This is a genomic window from Ramlibacter aurantiacus (assembly GCF_016722895.1).
Taxonomy (GTDB): Bacteria; Pseudomonadota; Gammaproteobacteria; order Burkholderiales; family Burkholderiaceae_C; genus Ramlibacter; species Ramlibacter aurantiacus.
Genome location: NZ_JAEQNA010000003.1, coordinates 299317 through 317903 on the forward strand (window position 1 = coordinate 299317; position 18587 = coordinate 317903).

Sequence of the window (18587 nt, forward strand, 5' to 3'; positions counted from 1 at the left end):
AAAACGCGTTGCGCCCCGGCAGACAGGTCGGGTGACAAGGGCGGCTTTCAAGGTGCGGCTGCTACCATGCCCCGGATTGCCGATGAGGATTGCAACCCCACTCATGGCACTTGTCGGAATGGACCACCAGAAGACGGCCGATGCATCATGAATTCGGATGATCTCGAGTGCTTTGTGCGTATCGTCAGTTCGGGCAGCCTGAGCAAGGCTGCATTGGAACTGGGCGCCGATCATTCGACCCTGAGCCGCGTGATTGCCCGGCTCGAGGGGGACACTCAGGTGCGGCTGCTCCACCGCAGCGGGCGTGGCGTCGTCCCGACCGAGGCCGGAAAGGCGTTGTACGAACTGTCGATGGACGTGGTCACTCGGATGGAGAACGCGCGCAATGCGATCCGCATCTACCAATGCGGTGGCCCTCGCAAACTCGTCATCGCCGCCCAGCCCACCATCGCTCGCATCTCCCTGATTCCCTTGAGCCTGAGACTCAAGGAGCAGTTTCCAAATACGCAGCTCAAGATCATCGAAGGGCTGGGCGCGCGAATCCTCAACCTGCTCGCGAGCGGCGAAGTGGACATCGCGCTTTTCTACCTGCCGAAGAACACCGCCGAATTGAAGGTCGATGTCCTCCTGCATGAACATGTGAGCCTGATCGCGCCGCCGGCGCACACCCACATCGGCGACACCTTCCCCGTTTCCGGCCTTGGCGGCGTGCCGCTGATCCTTCCCAGCACGTCCTATGGCCTGCGAGTCCTGGCCGAGGGGCTGGCGCAGCAGGCGGGGGTCAGCCTGAACATCGTTGCCGAATGCGACGGCTCCACCAGCCTCACCAAACACATGGTTCAGGCAGGCCTGGGTTCCACCATCCTGCCCGTGGCGGCCGTCGCCGACGAATTGGCCCAGGGCAAGCTGCGCGCGGCGCGCCTGGTCGAGCCTGAAGTGGTCCGCCAGATCGGCATCGCCACTTCCAAGAACCGCGCGCCCATCGTCGGGCACTGGGCGATGATGCGGATCTTCCACGAAGAGATCACCCACATCGTCAAGAGCGGCGGATGGCCGGGCGCGGTGATCGCATGAAGGTTCAGCGGCCCAGGATGAAGTAGGCGGCCGCCACCACCGCCAGCGCCAGCGACGCGGCGCCGTACGCGACCAGCCGGGTCCGCCAGGGCAGGGGCTTGCTGGGCGCTCGGGCCGCCGGGCTCGCCGGACCAGCCGACAGCACCCGGTTGAAGCGATCGAAGAACTCCTTCGCGGTCTGCCGCGCGACGCCGTCGATCAGGCGCGAGCCGACCTGGGCCAGCTTGCCTTCGATCTGGCTGGCGACGCGGTAGGACAGGCGGGTGTGGTCGCCCTCGGGCGTGAGTTTCACCGTCGCCGTGCCCTTGGCAGATCCGGCGAAGCCGCCCTTGCCTTCGAAGGCCAGCGAGTAAGAACGCGGGGGGTTCAGATCGAACAGCCGCAGCTTGCCCTTGAATCGCATCTTCACCGGCCCGACCGCGGCGAGCAGGGTGATGGCGAAGTCGGTGTCCGACTCCTGCTCGATCTGTTCGCAGCCTGGGATGCACTGTTGCAGCACGGCTGGATCGTTCAGCCCCTGCCACACCCTGTCGACGGATGCGGGAACCAGCTCCTGGCTTTGCAGCAGCGTGGGCTCGTCCTCCTTCGATACTGGCGTCGGCTCGGAGGGCGCGTGGATGAGGCTCCACACGGTGCAGGGCGTCAGCGGAAGTGCCTTGGGTTGGACCTTCAAGCTGGCCAGGGCTGCCGCAATGGCGTTGGCCAGCAAGCCACCCACCGGGATGATTCCTCCCTCGCCCGCGCCCTTGGCGCCCAGCGGGTTCAAGGGTGACGGGTGATTCTCGAGCTCCATGGCGCGGATGCGTGGGAAGTCGCTTGCGCTGGGCATCAGGTAGTCGGCCAGGCTGCCGGCCAGGAACTGGCCGTCGGCGTCATACGCCAGGTGCTCCAGGAACACGCCGCCAAGCCCCTGCACCACGGCACCCACGGCTTGTCCTTTGGCGGTCAGGGGGTTGATGATCCGGCCGATGTCTTCGACGGTGAAGTAATCGAGCAGCTCCACCCGCCCGGTCTCGGGATCCACGGTCACGTGGGCGGCCGCCGCGCCGTAGGCATAGGTGTTGGTGTTGCTGCGGAATTCACCGTCCACGCCCAGTCCCAGCTGGCCGAGCTCGGCCCGGCTGGCGCTGCGATCGCCAAACGACGCGCGGAGGCCGCGCGAAAGCTCGATCTGCTCCGCCGCGCACTGCCACTGCTCGGCCAGCGTGGCGCGGACCTTCTCTTTCAGCTCGTTCGCCACGGTGAGCACGGCCGAGCCGCCCATGATGGTCGAGCGCGAGTGGTGCGAGCCGAAGCCTTCCTGCAGCAGGTTGGTCGAGCCGTGGCGCACGCGAATGCACTCGATCGGCACCTGGAGCGCGTCGGCGGCGATCTGCGACATCACGGTCACCATGCCCTGCCCGAGATCCACCGATCCGACGGTGAGCTCGATGGTGCCGTCGGGGCCGATCGAGATGCGGGCCGTCTCCTTGGTGCCGGCGCCACCCCCTTCGATGAAGCAGCCCACGGCCATGCCGTGGTACTTGCCATCGACCAGCCGCCCCTGCAGCTGGCGCTTGTCGTCCCAGCCGAATTCGAGCAGGCAGCGATCGAGCGTTTCCAGGTAGTCGCCGCTGTCCAGTTCCTCGGCGCGGCGCGGCTGGTCGAGCACCGCGATGGGGTAGGGCATCTGGCCGGGCTTGACCAGGTTGATGCGGCGGAATTCCACCGGGTCGATGCCCAGGTCGCTGGCAGCCATGTCGAACAGGCGCTCGCGGAAGAAGTCGGCCTCGAAACGCCCCGGTCCGCGATACGAGCCGATCGGCCCCTTGTTGGTCAGGTAGACCTCGGTGCGCACATCGACATGGGCGATGTCGTACGGCCCGCAGAGGAACTGCGTGACGTTGCGCGACGGTACCGGGCCGCTGGTGCGCATGTAGGCGCCGGCATCCACCTTGACCTGGCCGCGCAGCGCGAGGATGCGGCCATCGGGCTGGCAGACGATCTCGACCTCGGCCACCATCTCGCGTGAATGGTTGGTCCCGAGCAGGCTTTCCAGGCGGTCCTCGATCCACTTCACCGGGCGCCCGAGGGCCCGAGCGGCGAACGGCACCAGGAAGTCCTCGGGATAGAACTCCCCGCGCACACCGAAGCCGCCGCCGACATCCACCTCGATCATGTCGACGCGGTCCTTGGGCAGCGACAGGGCGTCCGCCAGCGTCGCTCGGTTGAAGAACGGCACCTTGGTCGAGCCGTAGACGACCATCCGGCCGGCACCGTCGTCCCACTCGGCCACCAGGCCGCGGGTCTCCATGGGCTGTGCGCTGTGGCGCTGCACGCCCAGGGTTTCGCGGCGCCGGTAGGCGCCTTGCACGGCCTGCGCGTCGCCCTTGGTGGCGGTGTAGGTGACCGCACGGTTGCTGTCGGCGCCTGCAAAAAGCAGCGTGTCGCCCCGGGCCGAAGCTTCCCATGAGGCCACGGCCGGAAGCGCTTCGATATCCAGAACGATGGCAGCCGCCGCATCCTCGGCCCGGGCAGGGGTGTCGGCGATGACGATGGCCACGGGTTCGCCCACGTAGCGCACGATGCCCTCGGCGATGACGGGCTGCCGGAAAGGCTGCAGTTCCGGGATGCCCGCCAGCCGCACCGGCACCCGCGGCACCATGCCCTCGGCCGTTCCAGCGGCGATGTCTTGCGCGGTGTAGATCGCCCGGACTCCGGGCAGGACCAGGGCGCGTTCCCGGTCGATGCCCCGGATGCGGCCGTGGGCCACCGGGCTGCGCAGGATGGAGGCATGCAACATGCCCTCGAGGTGGATGTCGTCGACGAACCGGGCGCCGCCCGACAGCAGCCTGGGGTCCTCGCGCCGTTGGGTGTACTGCCCGACGTACTTGGCGGCGGCAGTGGCGCTCATCGAAGCTCCCGCGCCGGCACCGCGTGCTTGACGGCGCATGCTTGTCTGCGTTGCATGGATGGCTGCGGCTGGCCGCGCGGGACCGGAAGCGGTCAGTCGCGGATCTCCACGATGGCTTCGATCTCGACCGGGATGCCGTTGGGCAAGGAGTTGGCGCCGGCGGCCGTTCGGGCATGGGTGCCTTTGTCGCCGAACACTTCCATGAACAGATCGGAACAGCCGTTGATCACCTTGAAGTGATCCACATAGTCGGCCGTTGCGTTCACCAGGCCGAACACCTTGATGATGTCGACCACGCGGTCCAGGTCTCCCAGGGCGTGCTTCATCGCGGCGATCAGCAGCAGCCCCACCTGGCGCGCGTGCTGGTAGCCCTGGTCGAGGTCCATGTCGGCGCCCAACTTGCCCTTGGCACGTTCGCCGTTGGGATAGAGCGGACCCTTGCCCGAGAGGAACAGCAGGTTGCCGCTTCGCTTCGCATGGACGAAGGTGCCGATGGTCTGGCCGATGGGCGGCAGCTCGATGCCCAGTTCCTGCAGGCGCTGTTCGATTTTCATGGTTTCTCCTTGTGCATGTGGCCCCCGGCCCGATGACTCGATATGGACGAACACCTGGTCGCCATCAATCCGGATCGGGTAAGTCTTGAGCGAGTCGCAGACGGGTCCCTGACGGTGCTCGCCGGTCCTGATCTGGAACAGCGCCTGGCGGTGTGGTGAATCTAGGCGCGCGAGCCCTTCTCGTTGCGCAGCAGGATCACCTGGTTCTCGTCGCCGGTGAGGCGGGCCTGGGGCGTGATCTGCAGCGGGTCGGTGCGCAGTTCGATCAGGGCCGCGCGGCCGGCTGCCCGGGCACGTTCGAAGGCGGCCGGGAAGGCTTCGGCCGCCTCGACCAGTTCCGCATGGGCGCCGAAGGCCTGCGCGAGCTGGACGAAACCCTGGGTGTTCAGGCGCGTGGCCATCACACGGCCGGGGAATCGCTTCTCCTGGTGCATGCGGATGGTGCCGTACATGCCGTTGTTGACCACGATGACGATGACCGGCGCCCCGAACTGCATGGCCGTCGCCAGCTCCTGCGGGTACATGAGGAAGCAGCCGTCGCCCGCGAAGCAGACCACCGTGCGCTCCGGGTGGCGAAGCTTGGCCGCGATGGCCGCGGGAAGCCCGTAACCCATGGAGCCGCAGATGGGCGCCAGCTCGGTTCGCGGCTGGCGGTATTGATAGAAGCGGTGCACCCACACGGAGTAGTTGCCGGCCCCGTTCGTGACGATGGCGTCCTCGGGCAGCACCCGATTCAGGTGGGCCATGACATCGGGCATGTAGACGCCCAGGTACTCCGGGTCGCGTTCCGGCGCTGCGGCGAACCCGTGGTGGTCGCGGCCCGCGTCCTGCGTCCACTGCGCCCAGGGCACGGCGCCCGCTGGAAGGGGCAGCGCCTTCAGCATGGCAGCCGCGGCCGCCGGGCCGCACTGCACCGCCAGGTCGGGTTGGTAGACCCGCCCGAGTTCGGACGAGTCGGGATGGAAATGCACCAGCCGCTGCTCGAGCCGCGGCGGCACCAGCGTGCTGTAGCCGTTGGTCGTGATGTCGCCCAGCCGGGTGCCCACCGCGATGATGAGGTCGGACCCGGCCAGCCGCTGCGCGAGTTTGGGATTGACGCCCAGGCTCAGGTGGCCGGCGTAGAGCGGATCGCGGTTATCGAACAGGTCCTGGCGCCGGAAGGCGCAGGCCACGGGCAGGTTCCAGGCGTGGGCGAAGGCCGAGAGATCCGCACAGGCCTGCGCGCTCCAGTTGCCCCCGCCCACGATGACCATCGGCCGTTCGGCACGGGAGAGTTCTTCGCCGATGGCCGCGGCGTCGGCGGCCGACGGTGCCGAACTGACTGGCCGGTAGGGCAGGGTGTCGGCGGCGGTGCAGGCCTGCGCCAGCACGTCCTCGGGCAGTGAGATGACCACCGGTCCGGGGCGCCCGGAGGTGGCGCACTGGAACGCCCGCGCCAGGATCTCGGGGATGCGCAGCGGGTCGTCGATTTCGGTGGCCCACTTGGCCAGCGGGGCGAACATCGCCGGGAAATCGACCTCCTGGAACGCCTCGCGTCCGCGATGGCGGCGCGCCACCTGCCCGATGAACAGGATCAGGGGCGTCGAGTCCTGCGACGCCACGTGCACGCCGACGGTGGCGTGCGCCGCGCCGGGGCCGCGCGTGACCATGCAGATGCCGGGGCGGCCGGTGAGCTTGCCGTCGGCCTCGGCCATGCAGGCCGCGGCGCCTTCGTGCTTGGCGACCACCACCTCGATCTCGGGCACGTCGTGCAGCGCGTCCAGCACGTCCAGGTAGCTTTCGCCGGGGACGCAGAAGACGCGGTCGGCGCCGTGCAGGCGCAGGGCGTCCACCAGGACCTCGCCGCCGGTGCGGCTGCGGCCTGGCTCGGCGGCAGGAGCGTTGGCCGATAGGGACGCCAGTTCGCGCTTGTCAAGAATGTTCATGGTCGACGGGGCTGTGTGACGTCCGATTATGGAAAGCCCGGCCGGGCACGGGCTTGTCCGGTACGCACTTCTGCTGTGACGGAAATGCACGGCTGGTTTGAAACACCCCCATCTATATTCGCGGCTCCAAACATTGGAGAGATAGGTGATGAACGTGCTCACTCATAACCTCCGCCGTGGCGCGCTGCTGCTGGCCGCCATTTCCATGTCCGGGGCCGCATTGGCGCAAGACGCCTACCCGTCCAGGCCAATTACCCTGCTCGTGGGCTTTCCATCTGGCGGACCCGCCGACATTGCGGCCCGCATCGTGGCACAAGGATTGACCGAGTCCCTGAAGCAGTCGGTCGTGGTCGAGAACCGCACGGGTGCAGGCGGCAACATCGCCACCCAGGCGGTGGCGAAAGCGCCGGCGGACGGCTACACCATCCTGGTGGCCACGGCATCTTTCACGCTCAATGCCGTGCAGGATCCCGCGAAGGCCGGCTACGACGCCGTCAAGGACTTCGTGCCGGTGGCCCTGGTGGCGACGCAGGCCAATGCCATCACCGTCAACGCCAATTTTCCGGCCAAGTCCATCGCCGAATTGCAGTCGGTCATGAAGAGCAAGAGCGTGAACTTCGCCACCTCGGGCGTCGGCACCTCGTCCCACCTGAGTGCCGCGCACCTGTTCAGGGCCATCTGGAAAACCGATGCCGTGGCCATCCCCTACCGTGGCGCCGGCCCGGCCGCCGTCGCCGTGGCGGCGGGCGACCCCCCGGTGAGCTTCACCACCGCAACGGCCGTGCTGCCCCTGGTGCAGCAGGGCAAGGTGCGTGTGCTCGGCGTGGTCAGCGACACCCGCATCCCCTCGCTGCCCGACGTGCCGACGCTGGCGCAGTCCGGGTATCCGCAATTGACTCCTTCATCCACCGCGGTCTACGTGTCCTCTGCCACTCCGCCGGCCATCCGGCAAAAGCTCAACGAGACCATCAACAAGTTCATGGCCCAGCCCACCTACAAGGAGAAATTCGTCGCCGCCGGAATGGAGCCGGTCGACGGGCGTTCATTGGCCGAATTGCAGAAGTACAACACCGACGAAGTCCGGATCTGGGGTGAGATCGTCAAGGCAGTCGGATCCGACGCCAAGTAATTGCGTCCGACCCCGAATTGAAAGAGTCCCGATGAACAAGGAAATCGCGAGCCAGGTCCTGGCTCAAATCGACCGGAATGAGCTGGCTCAACTGGCTTGCGACCTGACCAGCATTCCGAGTCCGACCGGCCAGGAAAAAGGCGTCGCGGACTACATCCTCGGCTGGTACGAATCCAACGGGCTCAAGTCGGTGCGCCAGGAGGTGGAGATCGACCGGCCCAATGCCGTGGGCATCCTGCGTGGCGAGGGCAATGGCCTGAGCCTGGGCTTCAATGGCCACACCGACACCAGTTTCACCGGCACCGACGCCGACTTGCGGATGGTCGCCAAGGTCGAGCCCGAGTCGGAGCTCAAGGGCGTGATTGCCGGCGACGTGGTGCGCGGCCTGGGGGTGTCCAACATGAAGGGCGGGGTGGCCGCGTTCATGATGGCCGGCAAGGCCTTGAAGAAGAGTGGGGTGCGCCTCAAGGGCGACGTGGTGCTGGCGGCGGTGGTGGGCGAGATTTCGCGCACGCCGGTGGGCCCCTGGCAATCCAAGGAGTACCGCGGCGAAGGCGTGGGCACGCGCCACCTGTTGACCCACGGCATGCAGACCGACTACGCCGTGGTGGCCGACGGCTCCGACCTCAACATCATCTGGACCCAGATGGGTGTGGTGCTGACCAAGATCTCGGTCTTCGGCAAGGCCGAGGCGGCCTGGGGCACCAACCGGCGCGACTTCCCCATGGACCAGATGAATGCCATCGTGAAGATGACCAAGGTCATCGGTGCGCTGGAGGAGTGGGCGGCCGGCTTCGAGGAGAAGTACGTCTACCACTCGCCCACCGGCCCGCTGTTCCCCAAGGTGAACGTGGGCGCCATCGAAGGCGGCGCGCCGTACCGGCCCAACTACTTCCCGGGCGTGTGCAACGTCTACGTCGACATCCGCATCCCGCCGCAGATCCGCCCGGTGCAGGTGATCCACGAAATCCGCCAGACGCTGGCGGGCCTGGGCATCGAGTACGACATCGAGCCCTACAAGTCGCTGATGGGTTACGAGGGCCGGGGCGTCGAGCCGCTGGTGGCGTCGGCCCACACGGTGTACGAGCACCTGTTCGGGCACCCGCCCAAGCCCGAGGCGCCCGGCCGCGCGAGCATCTGGACGGACACCAACATCTACAACGAGATGGGCATCCCGGCCATCAAGATCGGCCCGCGCGGCCGCCGCATCGGCCCCCGCAACGAGGAGATCGCGATCGACGAGATGGTCAAGGCGGCGCAGATCTACGCGCTGATGGCCCTGGACATCTGCAGCCGCGAACGGCCTTGAACCGCGCCCTGACCACGACCGAGCAAAACACATGCACACGCCTGAAGCAACGCTGGACAAGGCCGCCTCGAACGCCGCCGGGGCCGACGGGAAGGTCTCCATCACGCTCGCCTGCGCGCTCTATGACCGCATGCAGGCCCTCTACACCGGGGCGGTGAAGCCCGAGGGCATCGACCTGCGCTTCGTCGTCGAGGACTTCCCGCGCCGGCTCTTCGACAGCGCCATGGCAGCCCAGCCCTTCGACGTCTGCGAGATGTCCAGCTGCGACTACATCACCAGCGTGAGCAAGGGCACCTCGCCCTTCGTGGCCCTGCCGGTGTTCCCGTCCAAGTGCTTCCGGCACGGAATGATGACCATCAACCGGCGTTCCGGCATCCGCGGCCCCAAGGACCTGGAAGGCCGGCGCGTGGGGGTCATGCGCTTCACCATGTCCGCGGCCATCTGGCAGCGGGGCCACCTGCAGAACGATTTCGGCGTGGACATCAAGAGCATCAAATGGCTCGAAGGGTCGGTCAACAGTCCGGGCAGCCATGGCGTCCCCACGGTCATTCCCCCGGGCTTCGACGTGACGGTGAACACCAGCGGGGTGCCCCTGAGCGAGTTGCTCGCGCGCGGCGAGATCGACGCCATCATCGGCACGCACATCCCCCATTCGATGCGCACCAGTCCGGACGTGGTTCGCCTTTTCCCTGACTACAAGCAGGTCGAGAAGGACTACTACAAGCGCACCGGGATCTTCCCCATCATGCACCTCGTGGCCGTCAAGAAAGAGGCGTACCAGGCCCATCCGTTCATCGCCAGGAGCCTCTACAAGGCGTTTTGCGAATCCAAGGCGGTCGCGCTGGAGCGCATGCGCAACTACTCGGCGCTGCGCTACATGCTGCCCTGGATGACCGAAGAAATCGACGAGTTGTACGAGGTGTTCGGCGACGACCCCTGGACCTATGGTCTGGAGGCCAATCGCAAGACGCTGGAAACGGCGAACCTGTTCCTTGCGCAGCAGGGCATCATCGACGCGCCCGTGCCGCTGGAAAAGCTGTTCGTGAACGTCGACTGAGTCGCCCCGGTCCTGGCGGCGCGGCCGCGCCAGGGCTGCGCCCTGGTTCATGCCGGCATCAGGGTAAGGGCGGTGGCCCGGCGGCCCCACGGGCGGCCGTGCGCAGGCACAATGCCGCCACTCTTTCTCTTGCGATCGGCATGACTTCAAACCGCATCATCCCCATCGCCCAGGCCGACGTGCCGCTGGAAAGGGACCTCTTCCTGCGCACGCTGCTTCGCGAGCTAGCGGGTACCCTGCAGGACGTGGTCGGCCTGGAGGACGCCTCCGGGTTCATCAGCGTGGTCGGCCAACGGGTCGGTGAACGAATCAATGAAGATTACAAGGCGGCCCTGAACGTCTCGACACTCTCGCGCGAGCAGGTGGCGCAGGTGCTGGTCGACCTCAAGCGTCGCATCCAGGGCAGCTTCTTCGTGATCGAGGAGGACGACCACAAGATCGTCTTCGGCAACCAGCACTGCCCGTTCGGCGACAAGGTCCTGGACCGGCCGGCGCTGTGCATGATGACGTCCAACGTCTTCGGGCTCATCGCGGCTGAGAACCTCGGTTATGCGCGCGTGGACCTGGAGAAGACCATCGCGCAAGGCCACGGCGAGTGCCGCGTGGTGGTGTTCCTGCAGGAGCGGCCGGGCGGGTCTGGCCATTCATCGGGGCGCGAGTACTTCAAGGCTGGCTAGCCGTGGGCTTCGTGACCGGACCCCGCCGCCCAGAGGCCGCCGAGCTGGCCGACGCGCTGCAGGAAGCGGTCGTGGTGCTGGACGCCACCGGCGCGCTGTGCATGGTCAACCGCGCCGCCTCGCGCGTGCTGTCACGCGATCCGGATCAACTGATGGGTCGGCACCTGCGGGAGTTGGTGAGCGAGGATCCGGAGCGAGTCCAGGCTTTCCTGGCCCGCTGCGCCCGCACCCGCTCGGCGTCGCCGGAGAGCCTTCGCTTCATCGTGCCCGGCCAGGACCCGGTGACCCTGCGTTGCGAAGGCTCACTGATGAGCCCGCGCTCGGAAGCCGGGCCCGCCCTGGTCCTGCTGCGCCTGCGCCCACGCGAAGTCAAGTACGACCAGTTCCTGCTGCTCAAGCAGCGCATCGACCAGCTCTCGCACGAAATCTCGCGCCGCCGAGCCGCCGAGGTTTCCCTGATGGAGACCAAGGAGTGGTATCGGGTCACGCTGGAGAGCATTGGCGATGCGGTCATCGTGACCGATCCACAAGGGCGGGTGACCTTCCTCAACGCCGTGGCCGAGGAACTGACCGGGTGGACCCGGGCCGATGCAGGCGGGCGGCACCTGGACGAGGTGTTCGTGATCGTCAACGACGAAACACGCGAACCCGTCGAAAGCCCGGTCACCAAGGTCTTGCGCATGGGCGGCATCGTCGGCCTGGCCAACCACACGCTGCTGCTGCGCAAAGACGGCCATGAGCTGCCCATCGATGATTCGGGTGCTCCGCTGCGGGCGGCGGACGGCCAACTGCTCGGCGTCGTCCTGGTCTTCCGGGACCTCACCGAGCGCTACCGGCTGGAACGCGAGCTTTCGATCAAGGCGCGGGACCTGGCGGATGCCGATCGGCGCAAGGACGAGTTCCTGTCCATGCTGGCCCACGAACTGCGCAACCCGCTGGCCCCTTTGCGCAGCGGCGTGCGCTTGCTGTCCATTCGCCACGGCGACTTGCCCGACATCGCCCGCCTGGCCGGCATCATGGGGCGGCAGGTCAACCACATGGTGCGGCTGGTGGACGACCTGCTGGACGTGGCGCGTCTCACCCGCGGCTCCCTCAACCTGCAGAAGCAGCCCACGCGCTTGAGCGACGTGGTGGAGCGGGCGGCGGAGATGGTGCGCGCCACGATGGATGAGCGCGGCATCCACTTCCAGTTCGCCCTCCCGCCGACGGAAGCCGTCGTCGATGCCGACGCACACCGCCTGGTGCAGGTCCTGGGCAACCTGCTCGCCAACGCCGCCAAGTTCACCCCGCCGGGAGGGCAGGTCGACGTGGGCGCCTATGCGACCCGGGACGAGGTCGTGGTCTCGGTCATCGACACGGGCATGGGGATCGAACCGGAACTGTTGCCGCACATCTTCGAGCTTTTCAAGCAGGGCGATGCGTCCTTGGGGCGATCGCATGGGGGCCTGGGCATCGGCCTGAGCGTCGCGCGGACCATCGTGCACATGCATGGCGGCACGATCGACGCCAGCAGCCGCGGCCCCGGTCAGGGCAGCGAATTCGTGGTGCGGTTGCCGCTGCTGGGTGAAGCTGGGTTGTCGAACCCGGCATGAAGCGCGGGGGGCGATGCAAACGTCATCGCTCCGGGTACTCGCGCCCCCGGCGCGGCGGCAGTGGCAAGAAGGCTGCCGGAGCCTGCATCGGCGTAGCTGCCCCGACTTCGCCAGTCGACTGCGAGCCGATGGCTTGCGCCTCAGCTGGTGCCCGAGGCCGGACTCGAACCGGCACGCCTTGCGGCGGGGGATTTTGAGTCCCCTGCGTCTACCGATTTCACCACTCGGGCAGTGCGGAAAGAGCAGCAAAAATTATGGCACAGTGCTCGCATGCATTACCCGACGATCGAAGACGCGATTGGCAAGACGCCGCTGGTGGCGCTGCAGCGCATCGGCGCGGCTCTCAACCGCGATCGCGGCAACGTCGTGCTGGGCAAGCTCGAAGGCAACAACCCGGCGGGTTCGGTCAAGGATCGGCCCGCGCTATCGATGATCCGTCGCGCCGAGGAGCGTGGCGAGATCAAGCCCGGCGACACGCTGATCGAAGCCACGTCGGGCAACACCGGCATCGCCCTGGCCATGGCCGCGGCCATCCGCGGCTATCGGATGGTGCTGATCATGCCGGAGGACCTGTCCGTCGAACGCGCCCAGACCATGAAGGCCTTCGGCGCCGAACTCGTGCTCACTCCCAAGAGCGGCGGCATGGAATATGCGCGCGACCTGGCCGAGAACATGCAGCGCGAGGGCAAGGGCCGCGTGCTCGACCAGTTCGCCAACGCCGACAACCCCCGCGTGCATTACGAAACCACCGGGCCCGAGTTATGGGAACAGACCGGCGGCCGCATCACGCATTTCGTCAGCGCCATGGGCACCACGGGCACCATCACCGGCGTGTCGCGCTACCTCAAGGAAAAGAACCCGCAGGTGCGCATCGTCGGTGCCCAGCCCAGTGAAGGCTCGCGCATTCCCGGCATCCGCAAGTGGCCGCAGGAATACCTGCCGCGCATCTACGATCCCAGCACGGTGGACGAACTGGTCTACGTCAGCCAGGACGACGCCGAGGAGATGTGCCGGCGGCTGGCGCGCGAAGAGGGCATCTTCGCGGGCATCTCCGCCGCCGGTGCCTGCTGGGTCGCGCAGCAGGTCGCGGCGCAGGCGAGCAATGCCACCATCGTGTTCGTCGTGTGTGACCGGGGTGACCGCTACCTGTCCACCGGCGTGTTCCCGGCGTGAGCGCCCGAGGGCAGTGCCCCACCTAGAATCGACCGGAGGCTGTGGACGAACCGGCGCCGTTCGCCCGCACCTCACAGCCAGGAAACAGCAGTCATGGACATCGCCAAGGAAATCGACACCCGCGGGCTCAATTGCCCGCTCCCCATCCTCAAGGCCAAGAAGGCGTTGGCCGACATGCAGGCGGGGCAGCTGCTGAAAGTGGTGGCCACCGACTCCGGCTCGGTGCGCGACTTCCAGGCGTTCGCCCGGCAGACGGGCAACGAGCTGGTCGAGCAGCAGACCGTCGGCGAGGAGTTCGTTCACATCCTGCGCCGCCGCTGAGCGGCGCGGCGGGTGCCGCGCACCCGCTGCCGCGGCAACCCGATCAGCAGACCGTTTGCCGGAGGTAGCGGCGGAACTCCAGCCCGACTTCGGCGTGCTTGAGCGCCAGCTCCACGGTCGCTTCCAGGAAGCCCTGCTTGCTGCCGCAGTCGTAGCGCTTGCCCAGGTATTCGTAGGCATGGACGCCTTCGGTGTCCATCAGCCGGGCGATGCCGTCGGTGAGCTGGATCTCACCCCCGGCGCCACGCGGCTGCTGGCGAATCTGCTCGAAGACCGCTGGCGTGAGGATGTAGCGACCGGCCACGCCCATGCGGGAGGGGGCATCTTCGGGTCTGGGTTTTTCCACCATCGTGCGCACCCGCGTCAGGCGCTCGCCGGCCGCCTCGCCAGCGACGATGCCATAGCGCTTCACATGGTCGGCCGGAACTTCCTGCACCGCCAGCACCGAGGTGCCCACGCGCTCGAAGACATCCACCATCTGCGCCAGCACCGAGGGGCCGCCGTCGGGGCCGGTCATCAGGTCGTCGGCCAGCAGCACGGCGAAGGGCTCGTTGCCCACCAGCGCCTGCGCGCACAGCACCGCGTGTCCCAGGCCCAGCGAGCGGGGCTGGCGCACGTAGGAGCAGTCCATGTCGTCCGGCTTGATCGATCGGACCATCGCCAGCAGGTCGTTCTTCTGAGCGGCTTCGAGCTCGGTCTCCAGTTCGTACGCGGTGTCGAAGTGGTCTTCGATGGCCCGCTTGTTGCGCCCCGTGACGAAGACCATGTGCCGGATGCCGGCCTCGTAGGCTTCTTCCACCGCGTACTGGATCAGGGGTTTGTCCACCACCGGGAGCATTTCCTTCGGCGCCGCCTTGGTGGCGGGGAGGAAACGGGTGCCGAGGCCTGCGACGGGAAAAACGGCCTTGGAGACGGTGCGCTGGTTGTTCATCGATAACTAATGATTTTTTTGAAGCTAAAGTTCGCTTTTGTTTGCGAGCAGTTCCCGGCCATTTTGGAGGAACTCTGACACGACTCCATGTCGGACAAGGGCGTTTGATGGACATCCTACTGATCGAGCGGCTGGTGCCTGAATGCGTCGCGTGGCTGGAAGCGCGGCACACGGTCGAACACCGGCCGGACGTCGCCTACGAGCCTGGCGCACTCCGGGCCGCCGTCGGGTCGGCGCGTGCCGTGGTGCTGCCACGCAAGGCCGTGGTCACGCGCGAGTTCCTGGCGGCAGCGCCCATGCTTCGCATCGTGGGGCGCATGCACGCGGATACCGACAACACCGATCTCGAAGCCTGCCGCGAACGCCGGGTCGAGGTGGTGCAGGCGCGATCGGCCCATGTGCGCTCGAACGCCGAGTTCCTCCTGGCGTCGCTCCTGATGCTTTACCGCCGCGGAATCGGACTGCCCCTGGCTGGGCAACGACACGCGGACTTCCGTGTCGGTCGCGAGCTGGGCGGCAGCACCGTGGGCCTCCTGGGCATCGCACCGGCTGCGCATACGCTGGCCCTGCTGCTGCGTGGGCTCGGTGCCCGCCTGATCGGTTACGACCCGGCCGTGCACCGGTCGTCCCCGCTGTGGAGCCGCTTGAACGTGGAGCCGGTGGGCCTGTACGAGCTGGTGTCGTTCGCCGATGCGATTTCGGTGCAGATCATCTACGGCTCGCGCTACCAGCACCTGGTGAACGATCGCCTGCTGGCCTACTGCAAGCCCGGCCAGTACTGGGTCAGCATCAGCCGGTCCGCGGTCTTCGAGCCGCATGCGCTGGCCCGTGCCCTGGCCGACGGCCGCATCGATTCGTGCGTGGTCGACGGCGCCGAAGCCGGGTTCGCCTCGCGCGGTTCGCCGCTGCACGAGTCGAACAACCTATACCTCACCCCGCGCCTGGGATCGCACACCCGCGAGGCGCGGGTGCGGGCCAGCTGGTTTCTGGCCGGACGCCTTCACGACTGCCTGACGCGGGCCGATCCGGTTCCCGATACGGCGCCGCACGATCCGGCCACGGCGCCTATCGTCTGAGCTCAGACCAGCCGGCGCAACTGCTCCTGCAGCCGCTCCAGCGTGGCCGAGAACTGGCTGATGCGCTGGCGCTCCTGGTCGATCACGGCCGCAGGCGCCTTGGCGACGAAGGCCGCGTTGTCGAGCTTGCCCCGCGCCTTGGCGAGTTCACCTTCGAGCCGCGCCGCTTCCTTGGACAGCCGGGCCCGCTCGGCGGCGATGTCGATCTCCATGAACAGGCACAGGCGCGCGTCGCCCACCACCGCCACCGGCGCCGCCTGTGCGGCAGCGGCCCAGGCGGATTCGTCGTCGAACACCCGCACCTCGCTCAATTTGGCCAAGGCCTGCAGCACGGGTGCGGCGTCCCGCAGGAAGGCGGCGTCGCCCACCGCATACAGCGGCAGCCGGTTCGACGGCGATACGTTCATCTCGCCTCGCAGGTTGCGGCAGGCGTCCACCACCGCCTTCAGACGGTCCATCCAGGCCAGCGCCTCGGGATCGATGCGCGATGCGTCGGATGCCGGGTAGGGCGCCACGCTCACGGATTCGCCCGCCTTGCCGGCCACCGGCGCCACCTTCTGCCACAGGGCTTCGGTGATGAACGGGATGACGGGGTGGGCCAGGCGCAGGATGGCTTCGAGCACGCGGATCAGGGTCAGGCGGGTGCCACGCTGCTGCGCGGACGAGCCGGTCTGGATCTGCACCTTGGCGATCTCCAGGTACCAGTCGCAGTATTCGTCCCAAACGAACTGGTAGATGGCGGTGGCCACGGTGTCGAACCGGTATTCGGCGAAGCCGCGCGCGACCTCGGCCTCGGCCTGCTGCAGCAGCGAAACGATCCAGCGGTCGGCCGGCGTGCGGTGCGCGTCCGTCTCGGCCAGGTCGTGCCCTTCGCAGTTCATCAGCACGAAGCGGGTGGCGTTCCAGAGCTTGTTGCAGAAGTTGCGATAGCCCTCGCAGCGCTTGGCGTCGAAGTTGATGCTGCGACCCAGCGACGCCAGCGAGGCGAAGGTGAAGCGCAGCGCATCGGCCCCGTAGGCCGGGATGCCTTCGGGGAACTCCTTTTCGGTGGCCTTGCGCACGGCCGGTGCGGTCTCGGGCTTGCGCAATCCGGTGGTGCGCTTGTCCAGCAGCGGCGGCAGGGCGATGCCGTCGATCAGGTCCACCGGGTCGAGCACGTTGCCCTCGGACTTCGACATCTTGCGGCCCTGCGCGTCGCGCACCAGGCCGTGGATGTACACGTGGCGGAAGGGCACCCGTCCGGTGAAGTGCGTGGTCATCATGATCATCCGGGCGACCCAGAAGAAGATGATGTCGTAGCCGGTCACCAGCACGCTGGAGGGCAGGTACAGCTCCAGGTCCTCGGTGGGCTCGGGCCAGCCCAGGGTGGAGAACGGCACCAGCGCCGAGGAGTACCAGGTGTCCAGCACGTCTTCGTCGCGCCGCAGTGCCTTGCCGGGCGCCTTGGCCTGGGCCTCTTGCTCGCTGCGCGCCACGATCACCTGGCCATCCTCGTCGTACCAGGCGGGGATCTGGTGGCCCCACCAGAGCTGGCGCGAGATGCACCAGTCCTGGATGTTGTTCATCCACTGGTTGTAGGTGTTGACCCAGTTCTCGGGCACGAAGCGCACCTGGCCCGAGGACACGGCCTCGATGGCCTTCTGCGCAATGGACTGGCCGGTGGGGTCGCCGGCGCCCACCTTGTCCATGGCCACGAACCACTGGTCGGTGAGCATGGGCTCGATCACCTGGCCGGTGCGGGCGCAGCGCGGCACCATCAGCTTGTGCTTGCGGGTCTCGGCCAGCAGCCCGAGCTGCTCCAGGTCGGCCACCACGCGCTTGCGTGCCTCGAACCGGTCCAGCCCGCGGTAGGCGGCGGGCGCATTGTCGTTGATGCGCGCTTCCAGCGTGAGCACGCCGATGATCGGCAGGCCGTGGCGCTGGCCCACGGCGTAGTCGTTGGGATCATGTGCCGGCGTGACCTTGACCACGCCGGTGCCGAATTCGCGGTCGACGTAGGCGTCGGCAATGACCGGGATCTCGCGCTCGCACAGTGGCAGCTTCACGCGCTGGCCCACCAGATGGGCGTAGCGCTCGTCCTCGGGGTGCACCATCACGGCCACGTCGCCCAGCATGGTCTCGGGCCGGGTGGTGGCCACGGTGAGCGAGCCTTCGCCCTCGGCCAGCGGGTAGCGGATGTGCCAGAGGAAGCCGTCTTCCTCTTCGCTCTCGACTTCCAGGTCGCTCACGGCGGTCTTGAGCTCCGGGTCCCAGTTGACCAGCCGCTTGCCGCGGTAGATCAGGCCCTGTTCGTACAGCCGCACGAAGGTGTCGGTGACCACGCGCGAGAGCTTGTCGTCCATCGTGAAGTATTCGCGCGACCAGTCCACGCTGTCGCCCATGCGGCGCATCTGCATGGTGATGGTGTTGCCCGACTGCTCCTTCCAGTCCCACACGCGGGAGACGAAATTCTTGCGGCCCAGCTCGTGCCGGCCCTGCCCCTGCTGCTGCAGTTGGCGCTCCACCACGATCTGGGTGGCGATGCCGGCGTGGTCGGTGCCCGGCACCCAGACGGTGTTGAAGCCGCGCATGCGGTGGTACCGCGTGAGGCTGTCCATGATGGTCTGGTTGAAGGCGTGCCCCATGTGCAGGGTGCCGGTGACGTTGGGCGGCGGCAGCTGGATGGCGAAGGACGGCTCGCCGGCCCGGGCGGCGCCGGTGCCGCGCCAGCCCGCCCGGCCGTAGCCGCGTTGTTCCCACACCGGGCCCCACTGGGCCTCGATGGCGGCCGGCTCGAAGGATTTGGACAGGCTGTTCAGCCCGGGTTGCTGGGGGGTGTCGCTCATGGCTGGAGAAAAAGAAAACGGCACCCGAAGATGCCGTTCAGGGTCAGGAGC

General features: G+C 67.4%; 14 protein-coding genes and 1 tRNA gene. 9 read left to right on the forward strand and 6 right to left on the reverse strand.

Annotation, left to right across the window (positions count from 1 at the left end):
• Window positions 1-147: 147 nt before the first annotated feature.
• Window positions 148-1074 (forward strand): LysR family transcriptional regulator, encoded by a 927-nt coding sequence (locus tag JI739_RS11405; RefSeq protein WP_201684016.1) that lies wholly within the window; start codon window positions 148-150, stop codon window positions 1072-1074.
• Between the two features lie 4 nt (window positions 1075-1078).
• Here the strand turns inward: JI739_RS11405 and JI739_RS11410 are convergent, their stop codons facing one another.
• The 3 genes from JI739_RS11410 to JI739_RS11420 all read right to left on the reverse strand — a co-directional run bounded on the left by JI739_RS11410 (window position 1079) and on the right by JI739_RS11420 (window position 6446).
• Window positions 1079-3967 (reverse strand): xanthine dehydrogenase family protein molybdopterin-binding subunit, encoded by a 2889-nt coding sequence (locus tag JI739_RS11410; RefSeq protein ID WP_201684017.1) that lies wholly within the window; start codon window positions 3965-3967, stop codon window positions 1079-1081.
• Window positions 3968-4059: 92 nt separating this feature from the next.
• The gene (locus JI739_RS11415; RefSeq protein ID WP_201684018.1) at window positions 4060-4521 is read right to left on the reverse strand and encodes a RidA family protein; all 462 of its coding nucleotides are present in this window, start codon (window positions 4519-4521) and stop codon (window positions 4060-4062) included.
• Window positions 4522-4682: 161 nt separating this feature from the next.
• The gene (locus JI739_RS11420; protein ID WP_201684019.1) at window positions 4683-6446 is read right to left on the reverse strand and encodes a thiamine pyrophosphate-binding protein; all 1764 of its coding nucleotides are present in this window, start codon (window positions 6444-6446) and stop codon (window positions 4683-4685) included.
• Between the two features lie 148 nt (window positions 6447-6594).
• On the opposite strand from JI739_RS11420, the gene JI739_RS11425 reads away from it, so the two are divergent.
• The 5 genes from JI739_RS11425 to JI739_RS11445 all read left to right on the forward strand — a co-directional run bounded on the left by JI739_RS11425 (window position 6595) and on the right by JI739_RS11445 (window position 12210).
• Window positions 6595-7575 (forward strand): Bug family tripartite tricarboxylate transporter substrate binding protein, encoded by a 981-nt coding sequence (locus JI739_RS11425; protein WP_201684020.1) that lies wholly within the window; start codon window positions 6595-6597, stop codon window positions 7573-7575.
• A gap of 31 nt (window positions 7576-7606) precedes the next feature.
• On the forward strand, window positions 7607-8884 hold the full coding sequence (locus JI739_RS11430) for a M20/M25/M40 family metallo-hydrolase (protein WP_201684021.1): 1278 nt from the start codon (window positions 7607-7609) through the stop codon (window positions 8882-8884).
• A 31-nt stretch (window positions 8885-8915) separates the two neighbouring features.
• Window positions 8916-9941 (forward strand): substrate-binding domain-containing protein, encoded by a 1026-nt coding sequence (locus JI739_RS11435; protein ID WP_201684022.1) that lies wholly within the window; start codon window positions 8916-8918, stop codon window positions 9939-9941.
• A 140-nt stretch (window positions 9942-10081) separates the two neighbouring features.
• A complete protein-coding gene (locus tag JI739_RS11440; RefSeq protein WP_201684023.1) occupies window positions 10082-10618 on the forward strand; it encodes a methanogen output domain 1-containing protein in 537 nt (178 codons plus the stop codon).
• Between the two features lie 11 nt (window positions 10619-10629).
• Window positions 10630-12210 (forward strand): sensor histidine kinase, encoded by a 1581-nt coding sequence (locus JI739_RS11445; protein WP_201684024.1) that lies wholly within the window; start codon window positions 10630-10632, stop codon window positions 12208-12210.
• A 145-nt stretch (window positions 12211-12355) separates the two neighbouring features.
• Here JI739_RS11445 and JI739_RS11450 read toward each other — a convergent pair.
• Window positions 12356-12440, reverse strand: a tRNA-Leu gene (locus tag JI739_RS11450).
• Between the two features lie 40 nt (window positions 12441-12480).
• Between JI739_RS11450 and cysM the strand changes: the two genes are divergently transcribed.
• Window positions 12481-13383, forward strand: a complete 903-nt coding sequence (gene cysM, locus JI739_RS11455) for a cysteine synthase CysM (protein WP_201684025.1) — start codon at window positions 12481-12483, stop codon at window positions 13381-13383.
• Window positions 13384-13476: 93 nt separating this feature from the next.
• On the forward strand, window positions 13477-13704 hold the full coding sequence (locus JI739_RS11460; RefSeq protein WP_201684026.1) for a sulfurtransferase TusA family protein: 228 nt from the start codon (window positions 13477-13479) through the stop codon (window positions 13702-13704).
• Between the two features lie 43 nt (window positions 13705-13747).
• Here JI739_RS11460 and galU read toward each other — a convergent pair whose 3' ends face one another.
• Window positions 13748-14635 (reverse strand): UTP--glucose-1-phosphate uridylyltransferase GalU, encoded by an 888-nt coding sequence (galU, locus tag JI739_RS11465; RefSeq protein ID WP_201684027.1) that lies wholly within the window; start codon window positions 14633-14635, stop codon window positions 13748-13750.
• A gap of 107 nt (window positions 14636-14742) precedes the next feature.
• On the opposite strand from galU, the gene JI739_RS11470 reads away from it, so the two are divergent.
• A complete protein-coding gene (locus JI739_RS11470; RefSeq protein ID WP_201684028.1) occupies window positions 14743-15711 on the forward strand; it encodes an NAD(P)-dependent oxidoreductase in 969 nt (322 codons plus the stop codon).
• Window positions 15712-15713: 2 nt separating this feature from the next.
• Here JI739_RS11470 and JI739_RS11475 read toward each other — a convergent pair whose 3' ends face one another.
• Window positions 15714-18536, reverse strand: coding sequence for a valine--tRNA ligase (locus tag JI739_RS11475; RefSeq protein WP_201684029.1), 2823 nt, complete (start codon window positions 18534-18536; stop codon window positions 15714-15716).
• Window positions 18537-18587 lie beyond the last annotated feature (51 nt).